Genomic DNA, 16712 nt, shown 5'->3' with positions numbered 1-16712 from the left:
ATGGCAATACGTTCAATTTTTGTTGATTAATATGCCCTCGTGGTGTAATGGATAACACTCAAGATTCCGGTTCTTGCACTGGGGGTTCGATTCCCTCCGAGGGCGCTACAAAACATTAAATTCCTTGATACGACTGCTTTTGCAGTCGTTTTTCATTTTTTCGGGGACCTGAAAAAATGTTGCCCGGTTATTTTCATAGTAGTGTCACTTCATTGCGTGTCCCGGGATTTTTTTTGTCCTTTTGTATTTGAAATCCAAGCAATCCCATGTCAGTCCCAGTTCGGAGGACGTGCACCTTGGCAATCGCAACTAAAATGATGGGTCGGGAAAATATTTTGATTTCAGGTTTTTTTGATTTCATCCATCCATTTTAACCCCATCCAAGTTCAAGGGTTTTAATTCCCCGATTTTGCATCCATTTCCCCTTTGTTCATCCCAATGATCCGTCTTTGCTCGCATCCTGGAGGCACGATATACATGTGTCTTTTCCGGATCTTCGCAGTTGAGTGGTTTTACAAGTTCCACTTTCCATTTCATTTTGCAAATCTTCCATTTTCTAAAAACAGAAACGGCAGTAGGTCAGGATAGTCAACAATTTATGAAGGAAACTAATTAGTCAATATTCTTTATTTTCCAATAAATAAGGAAATTACCTAAAAAGGAAAAAACATTTAAAATGCTAAAATTCTTCATCATTTTGACGATAAGATAAAGGGCCCATTCATCGAAAAAAAGAACGAGAATAATGTCGCGACTTTTCATCAGCGGTAGTAGGTCTTATTTCGTTTGATTCCAGCGACAGCTGTGGTTCAGCAATTGGATTGATTAGATGCCATATTGAATGTATACGGAACGAGAGGTAAAAGAGCGGACTGTCCATTTTATCTTATTTTTTCGTTAAAACATTTCAATTTTATGGAAAAGCAGAATCTCAACTTTAGGAAGGTGATTCAACATGATTCTCCTTGACGATCAAATCATTTCTCCTATTCTGGTCAAATCGTTGCAAGAACTGGATGTGCCAGTTTTCAAACAAAGTAACCGCCCGGAAATGCCGGATGCGCTACAGATAATGGATGCTGAGGGTTTTTTCTCTACCATCGATGAACATCAAAAGTTATTGACAAATTCGGAAAGCTGCTTGGCATTGCTTGAATCTTATGCTCCAAACATTGTTCAAAATCGTTGGGCAAAACAATTGAAAGATAAAGGAATGTTCCGTCAACTCCTTACTAAAATGTACCCTGATTATTTTTATAAGGTGGTAAACCTGGAGGAGCTTTATAAAATTCCGGTGGAGGAAATCCCTTTTCCCGTTGTAATTAAGCCGAGCAAAGGATATTCAAGCGTTGGAGTCTATAAAGTAAAAAGCGCGGAAGAATGGCGGGAAGCCTTACATAAGTTAAGTGTGGATATGCTTTTTATAAAAAACATGTATGACAATGAAGTGATTAACGGAGAGAGTATATTAATTGAACAATGGGTATTTGGAGAAGAATATGCTGTTGACAGTTATTATGATCAAGATGGCAATCCTGTGATTTTAAATATTTTTAAGCATGTGTTCAAAGACGAATATGATACGTCGGATCGAATCTACTATACGTCCAAACAAGTGATCGAAGAAATCTATGATGACCTGTTGACTTTTATGCATAAGTTTAGAGAAATCGTTCCGTTAAAAAATTTTCCGCTTCACTTTGAAGTGAGAAAACATAATCAAACGATTATTCCGATTGAAATGAATCCGCTCAGATTTGCCGGGGCCGGAACGACGGATCTCGGCTATCATGCTTATGGCTGCAATGTGTATAAACATTATTTTCAAGGAACCAGCCCGGACTGGGAAGCGGTGCTCCGCCAGATGGACCAAAGTTTGTACGGTTTCTTCTGTGCGGAAATTCCGATGGATCTTTCACAAAATCTGATAAAATCCATTGATCATCAGTCATTCAAAGAACAATTCAACCAGATTTTGGAATACCGAGAAATCCAAGCAACCAATGACAGAATGTTTGCCGTTGTGTTTTTCAAAAACGAAACAATGGAAGAGCTTTTTCAATTACTGCAAATGGATTTACGGCCATTTATTGCATTAAAGGAAATGGAGCAATCGAGGGAGAGATAAGGAATGAGAAATATAACTCGGAAGAAATCGATAAAAACCCAATTAATTGTCAGTTTCTTATTTCCGTTTCTTATATTTTCAATGATTCTTTTCGGGTTTGTTAAATATGTATCAGATTACATTATTCAAGAACATGTGATTCCACAATTTGATGAACGGTTAAAAGAAAATGGGCAATTATTGGCACAGTCGATTGATCCGGATTTAATCAAGAATACGATGGAATCCCCGGAAAAATACGGGATGCAGCTGAAGCGGAAATTAGATTCATTTTTTGAAGGGAAAAAGGGAATCGAATATGTATATGTATTGTCCAGAAAAAATGGAAAGGATGTCATTGTCGCTTTAAATGACAGTGACGATTTTATGGTTGAGTCTCCGTTTACGGGGGATCAAAAAACATCCTTTGAAGAAAAAGAGACGGTTCTGAGTCCGATTTACAGAGATAAATGGGGCGTTCATAAATCATTTTTCCTTCCTTTAGAGGATGATGGTGTGGAAGCCATTTTCGGAATCGATATGAGCGCGAAATTTATCGACCAGTTGGAAAACCGGATATTGACGATTTCGATAATTGTAACAGCCGTGATGATTATTATTGGAATCTTATTGGCTTTATTTATTGGAAATCGGATTTCAAAACCGCTTAATAGTTTGGTGCAATATGCGAAAACCTTTTCTACCGGAGATCTTAGCCAATCGATAAATATTAATCGCCAAGATGAAATAGGAATTTTGGCAAACAGCTTTGAAGAAATGAGAAAAAATTTGAGTCACATCATTGACAATGTCAAAGAGAAATCGGAAGGCATCCATCTTACCAGTCAAACTCTATTGGAGTCCTTTGAAGAATTGGATCAGGCTTCTAAGCAGATTGCGACAAGTACAGATGAAGAGGCGAAAGGGGCCGAAGAAAGAGCCAACCATATTGAAAGGATTTCCAATATGATATCGGAAATATCCTCATCGATATCCAATGTAGATGAACAAACAAAGGTGATTAAAAACCTGACGAATCAAACGAGTCAGCAAGCGGAAAAAGGAAATGTCCAAGTTGAAATCATCACCGAACAAATGAACAAAATCAAACAAAATGGTATGGTAAGTAAAGAGAACTTGTCTAATCTGGGGAAAAAATTAGAACATATTAATGAAATTATTAAGATTATCCAGGAAATTTCATCACAAATCCATCTTCTTTCTTTAAATGCATCCATTGAAGCGGCACGTGCCGGAGAGGCGGGCAAAGGATTTTCGGTGGTTGCCCAGGAAGTCCAGAAACTTGCTAATCAAACGGATGGATCGATCAAAACCATATCGAAAGCGATCGTTGAAATTAATGAACAGGCGAATCTCGTGCTGAATTTGAACCAGCAAGATTATGAAGATATTGTAAAAGGTGTTGAGATTGTCGAGGATAATGGGCGATTATTCAATTCAATCTTTGAGTCGGTGGAGCAATTGGCAAAAGGAATTGATACGATAGTGAAAAGTACGGAAGATTTGGATCAAGCATCCGACAAAATTTTAATGTCCATTCAAGAAATTTCGGCCATTTCAGAACAGGGAGTGGCTGCGACTCAGGAAATATCCGCTTCTGCCATCCAACAAAACAGCACGATCGAGTACTTGAAAGAACAAAATGCGGATTTAAAACTGTTGGCTGACAATCTTCAAGATATGATTAAGCGATTCAAGACAAGTGAAATGGAAACAAACTAAAATGAAATTTTATCAGAGGCCATGTAGCGGTGGAGATGCGCGTACTTCTGTTTGACTGGCTTGGCGTGGGTGGCCGCCAGTGATGGACAACAATCGAAGCCGGAAAACAATAGCAGGACAAGAACAGAAAAAATACTACTGATGATGTAAAAGTATTTTGAGGATGAATTTGGGCACGACATGACATTTGCGAAAAAACATTTGATCATTCCAACTGTAGCTGTTTTTCCAAACGAACAGGATCATAATACTTACCCGTTACAGTAGGATTAATTATACATATACAAAAAAGAGTGGCTGGGACAAAACCCCCTCTAAAATGGAAACAGCCCATGAAATTTTGGAATAAAATTTCATGGGCTGTTCTTCATTTTTTCAATAAAAATAAGGACATCTTCTGTTAAAATTTAAGTATCCAACCCCAAAAATTTTAACGAAAGAAGTGTCCTTATGTTTAAATATTATAACATGAATCAATTAGTTTTGCCTCTAGATTTAGAAATAAAATTACAAGAAAATGATATTGCCTTCCACATCCACCATTTAGTTGAAAGTATTCCAGATGAAGCCTTCCAGCCGTTTCTTCGAAATACAGGTTGTCCTGCTTATCATCCACGCATGATGCTAAAAATTATTTTGTGTGCCTATTCGCAGTCTGTCTTTTCAGGTCGAAAAATTGAAGCGCTATTAAAGGATAGTATACGAATGATGTGGTTGGCACAAGGATATGAACCAAGTTATCGGACGATCAATCGTTTTCGTGTACATCCGGAAGTAAAAGAATTAATTCGTCAATGTTTTGTCCAATTCCGTTGCCAACTGGTGGAAGAAAAATTAATCGATCAAGAAGCTATTTTTATCGATGGTACGAAGATTGAAGCGAATGCCAATAAATTTACTTTCGTATGGAAGAAATCCATTGAAAAATACAACCAAAACTTAATTGAAAAGTCCAATCAGTTATACAACGAACTATTGGAAAAAGAAATCATCCCTGAAATGGAGCGGGAAAATGAGGGAGAACTGTCTGTTGAAGAACTCGCTCAAATGGTGCAACAAGTCGATAAAGTCATTACGGAATATGACCAAAAAATCGAATCATCGCCCGATGCCACAGAACGAAAAGCATTAAGAAGCGAACGGAAATATCCGAAGCGAGTGTACAAACAGTTGATTGACTTGATTTTACGTAAACAAAAGTATCAAAAAGACTTCGAAATCTTGGGTGAACGGAATAGTTATTCCAAAACAGACTTAGATGCGACGTTCATGCGAATGAAAGACGACTATATGAAAAACGGTCAATTGAAGGCTGGATACAACGTACAAATCGCAACAGAAGGTCAATACGCACTAGCTTATAGCATCTTTCCAAATCCTACTGATACACGTACATTAATTCCGTTCTTGAATAAGATAGAAAAGGATTATTTTCCGTTGCCAAAGTATATTGTCGCAGATGCTGGTTATGGTAGTGAACAAAACTATGAAGACATCCTTTCGAATCGAAAATGTGAGGCACTCATTCCATATACCATGTATGAGAAAGAACAAAAGAAGAAATATAAACAAAATCCATTTCATCCAGACAATTGGATGTACGACGAAGAAAGTGATACCTACATTTGTCCAAATCAGCAGCGAGTAACCTTCCGTTATCGTTCTGTACGTACAGATAAGACTGGTTTCAAACGAGAATTGAAAATCTATGAATGTGAAAACTGTTCAGGATGTCCATTTCGTTCATCATGCACAAAAGCAAAGGAAGGCAATCACCGAAAGGTCATGGTGAATGAAAAATGGGAACAACAAAAAGAATATGTAAGAGCGAAGCTTTCAGAAGAAAAAGCTGGTTCTATTTTCCGTCAACGTAAAATAGACGTAGAACCAGTTTTTGGATTCTTGAAGGCTAATTTGCGTTTCACTCGATTTTCCGTTCGAGGAAAATCGAAAGTGGAAAATGAAATGGGCATTGCCTTAATGGCCGTGAATTTACGGAAATACACGGCCAACAAAGATCAACTGACCAAAAATAATGGAGAGAAATGGAAAAAGGAGAATTTGAGTTGGCTCAAATTCTCCTTTTTCCTATTTTGAAGCTAGTTTTGTCCCAGCCTCTTTTGGATTTATGCGCGGAAAATCATTTTGCATGTAGTTGGCGCAGAAATAACCGAAAACTTGGAAATATCGATTCGTTAAGTGCATCCAAGCGCCAGGATTGGATGGGGAAGCTTTGCCCATGTTGCTTGTGGACTTCCGCGGAGTTTTTTGTGCACCTAATCAACAGGATTGTTCGGAAATTTATTCTTTGGGACTCAATATATTGCCTTTAAAAATTTTTATGGGAATGAACGGAACGGGAATGAATTAAAATATAAAATATACATTTCCAAGTCATCGGGCAAATTTGCCGGGGCTGAAATTTTTGGGGCTCTAAAAAATTTTTTATGGCGCCGAATGATAAAAAAGTGGGGGAGGGTCTTCCCCACTCCAAACGGGTATGATATTTTTGTGATATTTTTTATGAATATTTGGTGGCCACATTTAACAAATAACCATTTTTTATCCATAAATGTAAGCCCTTTCTTTTTGAGGGAATTTACTGAATATTATATTATTTTATCGTGTAATCAATTTATTTGTTGTATAAATATTAGACGATTTATATAATTAAACATATCAGTGTCACATAATCATTTTTTTGTTGCTGCTGATGAAACGAGATAATGACCAAAGGAGGATAACGAGATGGTAAAAAGAAATCATGTATTTTTATTAATGTTGCTGATGGCGTTTGCTTTTGTATTGGCAGCCTGTGGAGCGGGAGACGAGAAATCTTCAGGTAATTCTGATAGTGGAGAATCCGGTTTGAAAGACAAAAAAATATTGGTGGGTACAGAAGCGACTTTCGCTCCTTTCGAATATATGGATGATAAAGGAAATATTGTAGGAATCGACAAAGATATTATTGATGCCATTTTCAATGAACTCGGCATGGATTATGAAATGCGCCATGTTGGTTGGGAAGCGGTATTCCAACAAGTGCAAAACGGCGAACTTGATATGGGTGCTTCCGGAATTACGATTACCAATGAACGGAAAGAAACTTTCGACTTTACTGAACCATATTTCGAAGCGACACAAGTGATTGTGGTTACGGAAGATTCACCGATTGAATCGGCGAAAGATTTAGAAGGTAAAAAAGTTTCTGTACAAATCAACTCTACAGGCCATCAGGCGGCGAAAAAGCTATTAGGCGAAACGAACCCAAATATTTTAGCGTATGAAAACCTTCCATTAGCCATCCAAGAAGTAATTAATGGAACGGCTCAAGCAGCAATTGGTGATAACGCGGTAGTTTATGAATATTTAAAAAATAATCCGAATGCAAAATTAAAAGTCATCGAAGACGATGCGTTTGAAAAAGAATATTATGGTTTAATGGTGAAAAAAGGCAACAAAGAATTGCTTGATTTACTAAATGAAGGCTTACAAAAAATCAAAGAAAACGGTAAGTTGGCAGAAATTACAGGACAAGAACTTGAATAACAGTTTAGGGGGTGTTTCAGATGGAAATCCTGGATTTTCGCTGGGATATAATCTGGAACTACCGTGATTATTTCATACGGGGTATTTGGGTAACGTTGGCATTGACACTTTGTGGGTTTTTCGGAGGATTCATCTTTGGAGTTTTTCTTGGTCTCGGGAAAAACTCCAAAAGAAAATGGCTTTATTGGCCATGTAAGTTGTATATCGATTTATTCCGTGGAACCCCCCTCCTTGTTCAAATATTTATTATTCACTTGGCGGTGATTCCATCCATTTTTGGACATTCACTCGGATTTATGGTTTCCGGTATCGCCGCGCTTATATTGAATTGCGCGGCCTATGTAGCCGAAATTATTCGTGCCGGGATTCAATCCATTGATAAAGGCCAAATGGAAGCGGCAAGGTCCCTCGGTTTAAATCAATTCCAAGCGATGCGGAAAGTGATTCTGCCCCAAGCCTTTCGCAGAATGATTCCCCCTCTTGGAAATGAATTTATTACTCTCTTAAAAGATTCATCCTTGGTGACGGTGATTGCCGCCAATGATATTTTGTATGCGGCGAAAGTCGTTTCGGGAACGTATTTCCGTTTCTGGGAGCCATATCTCGTTGCGGCGGCTCTTTATTTAATCCTGACATTTATTGTATCGAAAATTGTTTCATTTATCGAAAAACGGTTCAGCATCGAATACAATCCGCGCAAAAATAAAAATGACGAAGGGCGGGTTGTTGCATGATCAAAATCGAAAATCTCCATAAAAACTTCGGCAATTTGCATGTTTTGAACGGTATCGATTATGAAATTCACGAAAAAGAAGTCGTTTGTGTGATTGGTCCTTCCGGTTCCGGAAAAAGTACATTTTTACGCTGCATCAATCTTTTGGAAGAAATCTCGGATGGCGCAATTTATATCGACGGTGTGAAAGTGAATGATCCCAAAACGGATATCAACAAAATCCGTACAGAAGTGGGAATGGTGTTTCAACAATTCAACCTATTCCCGCATATGACCGTATTGGATAATATTACGATGGCTCCGATGCTCATCCGGAAAATGAACAAAAAAGAGGCGGAGGCATTGGCCTTTGAATTGCTTCAAAAAGTCGGGCTTCGTGAAAAAGCTCACAATTATCCTCAGCAATTGTCCGGCGGTCAACAGCAACGGGTGGCCATTGCAAGAGCCCTTGCGATGAAACCGAAAGTCATGCTGTTTGATGAACCGACGTCCGCCCTTGACCCGGAAATGGTCAATGAAGTGTTGGACGTTATCAAGCAACTGGCTATAGAAGGTATGACGATGGTTGTCGTAACCCATGAAATGGGGTTTGCCCGTGAAGTGGCTGATCGGGTCATCTTTATGGACGGTGGAGTCATTGTGGAAGAAGGACCACCGGAACAGGTTTTTGGAAACCCGAAACACGAACGGACAAAAGCATTTTTAAGCAAAGTTTTATAATCATGAAAAAAAGGACATCCCTTCACGCGAAGAGATGTCCTTTTCCTGTGGTTTAAAAGACGAAACTGAGCCGGGAGAGCCCTCCGCCTGATCAGTTCGGCATATCTTTTGCTTTTTCTGCTTGGCCGTACATATTTAACATTGTTTGCATATCTTGAGTTGAAAGCTGTGGAACTTGGTAATATCCTTTTTTGTTTTGGTAAAGGGACAATTCGTATGCCATTTCAATGCAGTTTGGAACGGAGTCTTGCAATACGCGGCGCACGACAGGGTTCGTCGCTTCCAAAGCGGCAGCCGTTTTTCCTGTTGCCAACACTTTATGCTGGCTTAACAAAAAGCTGGAGATGATGCCATCATCAATTTGGTTGGAAGCTGTGATCGGTTTTTTAGGCTGGGATGGCGTCAAGCCGTATTTTGAGTCATTGCCGATTTGCATGTTGTATTTGCGCGTAGGATGGCTTGGGTCTTGTCCGGTTTTAAAAGCTTCCAACGTGATATTGTATTCATCGAGCATAAATGCATATTGTCTGTCTAAAATATTGAGCAATTCAGGGTCTTGAACATGTGGACGCAAGATGACAAACGTGTTCAACGCACCAATGGAAGAACTTAATACTTCATGAACGTCTAATACCTCATGGGCGCCGTGATTCATGGACATGGGAATGTTTTCAGAAGTTCGTTGTTGGTTGATGAATTGATTTTCCATCGAATGTGTCTCCTCCTTTAATTTATTCTGTACACTCGTACATCACTATTTTGGCTACAAAATCATTTGATTATTCAAAACAGATTTGGGATAGTGAAAACAGAGAATGAAGAAAAGAGGGAGAAAATTGAAAGTTTGTTTCTTTAGCAGACCGAATTGTGCACTCTGTGAGGAAGGATTGACTATTTTAAAACTTGTCCAAGAAGATGCCGGTTTTGAAATCGAAATCATCAACATTGAAGAAGATGACGAAATCCATGAAAAATACATGCTGATGATTCCGGTTGTGGAGAAAGACGGAGAGATTATCCAGTATGGCCAATTAGATTACGTCACTTTATATGAAGCCTTCATGAATAAATCATAATTGATTTAGAAAATCATTATATTTGAATAAAAACATTTGTCACGGGAGAAGGGTTTATAAACGCTTGTTTTGAGGCAAAATGGTTGGAAAACGGCATAATGGAGGATACAGCAATGACAATTAAATTGGCGATTAATGGGTTTGGACGTATCGGACGTTTAGTGTTTCGCGAGGCGATGAAAACGGATCGTTTTGAAGTGGTTGCCGTCAATGATTTGGCGGATGCCAGCCAATTGGCCCATCTGTTAAAGTATGATTCCGTACATGGAATTTATGAAGCGGAAGTGCATCATGAAGAAAATGGGTTAATCGTTAATGGGAATCGAATACAAGTGCTTTCCGAGAAGGACCCTGAAAAATTGCCATGGGATAAATTGAATGTAGATATAGTTCTGGAATGCACAGGATTATTCCGTACGTTGGAGTCCGTTTCCAAACACTTGGCTGCCGGCGCGAAGAAAGCGATTTTATCCGCTCCCGGAAAAGGGGATATGCCCACTTTTGTGATGGGGGTCAATCATGATCAATATAATCCGAAACAGCATCATGTGGTATCCAATGCATCCTGCACAACGAATTGTTTGGCGCCGGTAGCGAAAGTGCTTGATGAAAAATTTGGGATTCTTCGCGGCTTGATGACCACGATCCATTCCTATACAAATGATCAACGGCTATTGGATTTGCCTCATAAAGATGCGAGACGATCTCGTGCAGCCAATCTTTCCATGATTCCAACCACAACCGGGGCGGCCACGGCCGTTGCCAAAGTATTGCCGCAACTAAGAGGAAAATTGGACGGCTTTGCCATGCGTGTGCCGACGCCAAATGTATCCTGTGTGGATTTGGTGGCGGAACTCAAAACGAATGTGACCGCCGATATGGTCAACGCCGCTTTTCAAGAAGCTGCCAATGGAGAATTGAAAGGCATTTTGGATTACAGCGATTTGCCTCTCGTTTCCATCGACTACAATGGAAATCCCCATTCAGCGATTGTTGACGGCCTTTCAACGATGGTATTGGATGAAAAGCTGATCAAAGTCGTTGCCTGGTATGATAATGAAGTGGGCTATTCCGCCCGGTTGCTCGAATTGGCTTCATTCATGGCGGAACAAGGGCTGGAGCAATAATCATTGTGTCATATTTTATTTTACAAATTATAAAAAGTGTAACATAATTATGATTTTCTGGTGAAAAAGTATAGCCTAAATAATGAGAACGATTTATAATAATGTAGGGTTAAAAGGAGTGGTGGAGGTAGCCCATCGCTTCTTCTTTTTTGCTAGTATAAAAACAGAAGTATGAATTTTTACAGAATATTGTCGCTGGGAAGAATGACGACGGTATAACATAGGAGGTTACTTCATGTTTCTGAAAAAAACGATGAACGATGTGGACGTACAAGGGAAGAGAGTTTTTGTACGTGTGGATTTTAACGTGCCGATGGAAAATGGTGTCGTGGTAGATGACACAAGAATCCGGGCAGCGATTCCGACAATCCAGCAATTATCGGAAAAAGGGGCAAAAGTGATTTTAGCTTCCCACTTGGGCCGTCCAAAAGGCGAAGTGAGAGATGATATGCGCTTGACAGCTGTTGGTGAACGTCTTTCCAAACTGATCAACAAACCGGTAAAAAAATTGGATGATTCAGTGGGCGCCGCAGTTGAAAAAGCTGTAAAAGAAATGAAAAATGGGGAAATCGTTTTACTTGAAAATGTCCGTTTCCATAAAGGTGAAGAAAAGAACGATGAGGAGTTGGCAAAACAATTTGCCAAATTGGCGGATCTATATGTGAACGACGCATTCGGTGCGGCTCATCGTGCGCACGCTTCTACGGAAGGGATTGCAAAATACATTCCGGCGGTGTCCGGTTTATTAATGGAAAAAGAATTGGAAGTATTGGGGAAAGCTTTGACAAATCCTGACCGTCCGTTCACAGCCATCATCGGCGGTGCAAAAGTGAAAGATAAAATCGGTGTCATTGAAAATCTGCTCGATAAAGTGGACAACTTGATTATCGGCGGCGGTCTTTCCTTTACATTCGTAAAAGCGCAAGGGTACGAAATTGGAAAATCTTTAGTAGAAGAGGATAAAATAGAATTAGCCCGCAACTTCATTGAAAAAGCGAAAGAAAAAGGCGTGAACTTGTATATGCCGATCGATGCGGTTGTGGCGAAAGAACTTTCTCCGGAAGCGGAAGCCAAAGTGGTGGACATTGATAAAATTCCGGCAGACTATATGGGACTTGACATTGGTCCAAAAACCGCTGATAAATATGCGGAAGTGATCAAAAATTCAAAATTGATTATTTGGAACGGACCAATGGGCGTGTTCGAAATCGACCAGTTCGCAAACGGAACAAGAAAAATTGCAGAAGCAATGGCTGAAACAGAAGGTTATACTATTATTGGAGGCGGCGATTCTGCTGCAGCGGTTGAAAAATTCGGTTTGGCGGACAAAATGGATCACATTTCGACAGGCGGAGGAGCTTCACTGGAGTTGATGGAAGGCAAAAACTTGCCTGGTATTGCGGCGTTGAACGACAAATAAGGAGAGAAATTGAATGCGTAAACCAATCATAGCTGCGAATTGGAAAATGTATAAAACGTTTGATGAAGCAGTGGATTTTGTGGAAGCAATCAAAGACAAAATCCCTTCTGCGGAAAAGGTCGATGCGGTTGTATGTGCCCCTGCTTTGTATCTGCCGACGTTGGTGGACTTGGCAAAAGATACAGAATTGGCAATCGGTGCACAAAACATGCATTATGAAGAAGAAGGGGCTTTTACAGGCGAAATCAGCCCGAAAATGCTCGAAGCGATTCAAGTGGACTATGTGATTATTGGGCATTCAGAACGCCGTGAATACTTCAATGAAACCGATGAAGCGGTGAACAAAAAAGTGAAAGCGGCTTTATCCCACGGAATTGTACCGATTGTTTGCTGTGGCGAAACATTGGAAGAACGGGAAGCCGGCCACACGGAAGAAAAAGTGGCGAATCAAGTGAAAGAAGCTTTAGCTGGATTAACGGAAGAAGAAGTGCAGCATATCGTGATCGCCTATGAACCAATTTGGGCAATTGGGACCGGGAAAACGGCTACTGCGGATGATGCGAATGCGGTCTGCGGCCATATCCGGAAAGTGGTGGAAGAACTTTTCGGAACATCTGCGGCTGAAAATATTCGCATTCAATATGGCGGCAGCGTAAAACCGGAAAATATTGAAGATTTATTGTCGAAAGAGCATATCGACGGCGCACTTGTCGGCGGTGCAAGCTTGCAAGTGGAATCTTATCTTAAATTATTGGAGGCGGGGGCAAATGCCTAGAAAGCCAGTTGCGTTAATCATTTTAGACGGCTTTGCATTACGTGATGAAACCTTTGGAAATGCAGTAGCACAAAGTAAAAAACCGAATTTTGACCGTTATTGGGAAACCTATCCTCATGCGACACTCACTGCCTGTGGGGAAGCGGTCGGTCTTCCGGAAGGTCAAATGGGGAACTCTGAAGTAGGACATTTGAATATCGGTGCAGGACGCATTGTTTATCAAAGTTTGACACGAATCAATAAATCCATTCGTGAAGGACAATTTTTTGAAAACGAAAAATTGTTGGCGGCAATGGAGCATGTTAAGAAACACGGCTCCAAACTCCACATTATGGGATTATTATCTGACGGTGGGGTACATAGTCACTATAATCACTTATTTGCATTGTTGAAAATGGCGAAAGAAAACGGGCTTGACGAAGTGTATGTCCATGGATTTTTGGATGGACGCGACGTAGGTCCAAAAACAGCCCTTGGATATATCGAAGAAACAGAAAAACAAATGAAGGAAATCGGCGTAGGAAAATTCGCTTCCATTCATGGACGTTACTATGCAATGGACCGCGACAAACGTTGGAATCGGGTGGAACTCTCCTACAAAGCATTGGTGGATGGAGAAGGCAAAACGGCTCCAAACGCAAAAGCGGGTGTGGAAGAATCCTACAGCAACGATGTAACCGATGAATTCGTGATTCCATTTGTCATCATGGAAGATGGACAGCCGGTGGCAACGATCGACACAAACGATGCGGTGATTCATTTCAACTTCCGTCCGGACCGGGCAATCCAGCTTTCCATGGTATTTACAAACGATAAATTTGATGCATTTACTTTATCCGATAAACACCCTCAAAACTTAAAATTCGTCACATTTACCGAATACAGCGATGAAGTATTTGCAGATGTGGTGTTTGAAAATGAAGATTTAGTGAATACAGTGGGGGAAGTGATCTCCAAACACGGCTTGACGCAACTCCGCATTGCGGAAACCGAAAAATATCCGCATGTGACGTATTTCATGAGCGGCGGCCGTGAAGAGAAATTCCCTGGCGAAGAAAGAATTTTGATTGCATCACCAAAAGTGGCCACTTATGACTTGAAACCGGAAATGAGCGCTTATGAAGTGACAGATGCGCTACTTGCAGAATTGGAAGCCGATAAATTCGATGCGATCATTTTAAACTTCGCCAATCCGGATATGGTGGGCCACAGCGGCATGCTTGAGCCGACAATCAAAGCGATTGAAGCGGTGGATGAATGCTTGGGCCGTGTTGTGGATAAAATTTTGGAACTTGGCGGAGCGGCCATCATCACAGCAGACCATGGCAATTCCGATGAAGTGCTGACTTTGGAAGGCAAACCAATGACGGCCCATACAACAAATCCAGTGCCGGTCATAGTGACAAAACAAGGAATTACATTGAGAGAAAATGGAATTTTAGCTGATTTGGCACCAACCATGTTAAAATTATTAAATATTGAACAGCCTGAAGAAATGACAGGACAACCACTATTCTAATAATGGAAAAAGCATCTTAAAAAAATTTAATATAGAGGAGAATGGATATGCCATTTATTACACAAGTATATGCACGCGAAGTATTGGACTCTCGCGGTAACCCAACAGTAGAAGTGGAAGTTTTCACTGAATCCGGTGCCTTTGGACGGGCCATCGTTCCATCCGGTGCATCCACTGGTGAATATGAAGCAGTGGAATTGCGCGATGGCGACAAATCCCGCTTCTTAGGCAAAGGGGTACTGAAAGCGGTAGAAAACGTCAATACCATCATTGCGGATGCATTGGAAGGCAACTATTCCGTGTTGGATCAAGTGGAAATCGATAACGCATTGATTGAACTTGACGGCACTGAAAATAAAGGCAAGCTTGGCGCCAACGCGATTTTAGGCGTTTCCCTTGCTTGCGCACATGCTGCAGCAAATTACTTGGATATTCCTTTATATCAATATCTTGGCGGCGTAAACGCAAAACAATTGCCTGTTCCAATGATGAACATTTTAAACGGCGGTGCACATGCGGATAACAACGTGGACATCCAAGAATTCATGATCATGCCGGTAGGAGCAGAATCTTTCCGTCATGCATTGCGCATGGGGGCAGAAATCTTCCATAATTTAAAAGAGGTATTGAAAGAAAAAGGCTACAACACAGCTGTAGGTGACGAAGGTGGTTTCGCGCCAAACTTAAAATCCAATGAAGAAGCGATCCAAGTGATTTTGGAAGCGATCGAACGCGCTGGATACAAACCAGGCGAAGAAGTGCGGCTTGCATTGGACGTTGCATCTTCTGAACTATATAACAAAGAAGATGGCAAATATCATCTTGCTGGTGAAGGCGTAGTAAAAACTTCTGAAGAAATGGTGGATTGGTACGAAGAATTAACTTCCAAATACCCAATCATTTCTATTGAAGACGGCTTGGATGAAAACGACTGGGAAGGCCATAAATTATTGACTGAGCGCATCGGCCATCGCGTGCAGCTTGTAGGTGACGACTTGTTCGTAACAAATACAAAACGACTTGCCCGCGGTATCGAACAAGGTGTAGGCAATGCCATCTTAATTAAAGTGAACCAAATCGGTACATTAACTGAAACTCTTGATGCGATTGAAATGGCAAAACGCGCCGGCTACACAGCCATCATTTCCCACCGCTCCGGCGAATCTGAAGACTCAACAATTGCGGATATTGCCGTAGCCACAAACGCTGGCCAAATCAAAACAGGCGCTCCTTCCCGCACAGACCGCGTCGCAAAATACAACCAATTATTGCGCATTGAAGACCAACTCGGCTCAACTGCTCAATATCTTGGAATTAAGTCTTTCTATAATTTGAAATAATTGAAGATGCCCAATTCCCTACTCGTGGGGATTGGGCTTTATTTTTTGAGAAATCTTCAAGGGGAATTCGATATGCAAAAATGAACTGCTGGGAAAGGAAGAAATCCGCCGAAATTCGAAGGAAATTCGCCATTTTGAATCAAGAATCCGCCAATGCGAAAAAATAGGTCACTGTGAAGTAAGAAATCCGCCAAAAATGAAGAGAAATCCGCCGCTCTGAATCAAAAATCCGCCAAAGCAAGGAAGAAATCCGCCATCGCGAAAAAATAAGCCACAAAGAGGGGAGAAACCCGCCAAAACTTGAGAGGAATCCGCCATACTAAGATAAAAATCCGTCAAAGCAAGGAAGAAATCCGCCAACGCGAAAAAATAAGCCACTGAGAGCGAAGAAATCCGCCAAAACTCGAGAGGAATCCGCCATACTAAGATAAAAATCCGCCAAAGCAAGGAAGAAATTCGCCAGTGAGAAAAAATAAGCCACAAAGGGGGGAGAAATCCGCCAAAACCCGAGAGGAATCCGCCATACTAAGATAAAAATCCGCCAAAGCAAGGAAGAAATCCGCCAACGCGAAAAAATAAGCCACAAAGAGGGAAGAAATTCGC

The 16712-nt window shown here is 40.7% G+C and carries 13 protein-coding genes and 1 tRNA gene; 13 read left to right on the top strand and 1 reads right to left on the bottom strand.

From position 1 onward, the window contains the following. Positions 1 to 33 precede the first annotated feature (33 nt). The 7 genes from NST13_RS07670 (at position 34) to NST13_RS07640 (ending at position 8852) form a co-directional block, all read left to right on the top strand. Positions 34 to 105: transfer RNA gene (locus tag NST13_RS07670), tRNA-Arg, on the top strand. Between the two features lie 850 nt (positions 106 to 955). Beyond that, on the top strand, positions 956 to 2128 hold the full coding sequence (locus tag NST13_RS07665; protein ID WP_342581764.1) for an ATP-grasp domain-containing protein: 1173 nt from the start codon (positions 956 to 958) through the stop codon (positions 2126 to 2128). A gap of 3 nt (positions 2129 to 2131) precedes the next feature. Next, positions 2132 to 3850: a methyl-accepting chemotaxis protein gene (locus NST13_RS07660; protein WP_342581763.1), complete on the top strand. Its 1719-nt coding sequence runs from the start codon at positions 2132 to 2134 to the stop codon at positions 3848 to 3850. 450 nt (positions 3851 to 4300) lie between these two features. Next, positions 4301 to 5947, top strand: coding sequence for an IS1182 family transposase (locus NST13_RS07655; RefSeq protein WP_342581762.1), 1647 nt, complete (start codon positions 4301 to 4303; stop codon positions 5945 to 5947). Positions 5948 to 6598: 651 nt separating this feature from the next. Next, positions 6599 to 7399, top strand: a complete 801-nt coding sequence (locus tag NST13_RS07650; RefSeq protein ID WP_342581761.1) for a basic amino acid ABC transporter substrate-binding protein — start codon at positions 6599 to 6601, stop codon at positions 7397 to 7399. Positions 7400 to 7419: 20 nt separating this feature from the next. Further along, on the top strand, positions 7420 to 8133 hold the full coding sequence (locus NST13_RS07645) for an amino acid ABC transporter permease (RefSeq protein WP_342581760.1): 714 nt from the start codon (positions 7420 to 7422) through the stop codon (positions 8131 to 8133). Beyond that, the gene (locus NST13_RS07640) at positions 8130 to 8852 is read left to right on the top strand and encodes an amino acid ABC transporter ATP-binding protein (protein ID WP_342468715.1); all 723 of its coding nucleotides are present in this window, start codon (positions 8130 to 8132) and stop codon (positions 8850 to 8852) included. The genes NST13_RS07645 and NST13_RS07640 overlap by 4 nt, the downstream gene beginning before the upstream one ends. Positions 8853 to 8943: 91 nt before the next feature. Here NST13_RS07640 and NST13_RS07635 read toward each other — a convergent pair whose 3' ends face one another. Beyond that, positions 8944 to 9561 carry a spore coat protein gene (locus tag NST13_RS07635; RefSeq protein ID WP_342468716.1) on the bottom strand — a complete coding sequence of 206 codons (618 nt, stop codon included), beginning with the start codon at positions 9559 to 9561 and terminating at the stop codon, positions 8944 to 8946. Between the two features lie 127 nt (positions 9562 to 9688). Here NST13_RS07635 and NST13_RS07630 point away from each other — a divergent pair, with 127 nt between their 5' ends. The 6 genes from NST13_RS07630 (at position 9689) to eno (ending at position 16109) form a co-directional block, all read left to right on the top strand. After that, positions 9689 to 9928, top strand: a complete 240-nt coding sequence (locus tag NST13_RS07630) for a glutaredoxin family protein (RefSeq protein WP_342581759.1) — start codon at positions 9689 to 9691, stop codon at positions 9926 to 9928. 113 nt (positions 9929 to 10041) lie between these two features. After that, entirely contained in the window at positions 10042 to 11055 is a 1014-nt protein-coding gene (gap, locus tag NST13_RS07625; protein ID WP_342581758.1) for a type I glyceraldehyde-3-phosphate dehydrogenase, read from the top strand. 235 nt (positions 11056 to 11290) lie between these two features. After that, positions 11291 to 12475, top strand: coding sequence for a phosphoglycerate kinase (locus NST13_RS07620; RefSeq protein WP_342581757.1), 1185 nt, complete (start codon positions 11291 to 11293; stop codon positions 12473 to 12475). 13 nt (positions 12476 to 12488) lie between these two features. Next, entirely contained in the window at positions 12489 to 13250 is a 762-nt protein-coding gene (gene tpiA, locus NST13_RS07615) for a triose-phosphate isomerase (RefSeq protein ID WP_342581756.1), read from the top strand. Then, on the top strand, positions 13243 to 14769 hold the full coding sequence (gene gpmI, locus NST13_RS07610; RefSeq protein ID WP_342581755.1) for a 2,3-bisphosphoglycerate-independent phosphoglycerate mutase: 1527 nt from the start codon (positions 13243 to 13245) through the stop codon (positions 14767 to 14769). Before tpiA ends, gpmI begins: the two co-directional genes overlap by 8 nt. A gap of 47 nt (positions 14770 to 14816) precedes the next feature. Beyond that, complete coding sequence (gene eno, locus NST13_RS07605; protein WP_342581754.1) at positions 14817 to 16109, top strand: phosphopyruvate hydratase; 1293 nt, start codon at positions 14817 to 14819, stop codon at positions 16107 to 16109. The last annotated feature ends 603 nt before the right edge of the window (positions 16110 to 16712 follow it).

The sequence above is a fragment of the Ureibacillus sp. FSL W7-1570 genome (assembly GCF_038593265.1).
GTDB classification, from domain to species: domain Bacteria; phylum Bacillota; class Bacilli; order Bacillales_A; family Planococcaceae; genus Ureibacillus; species Ureibacillus suwonensis.
The sequence above is the reverse complement of the archived record's forward strand: the minus strand, read 5'-3'. Positions and strand labels throughout refer to the sequence as shown.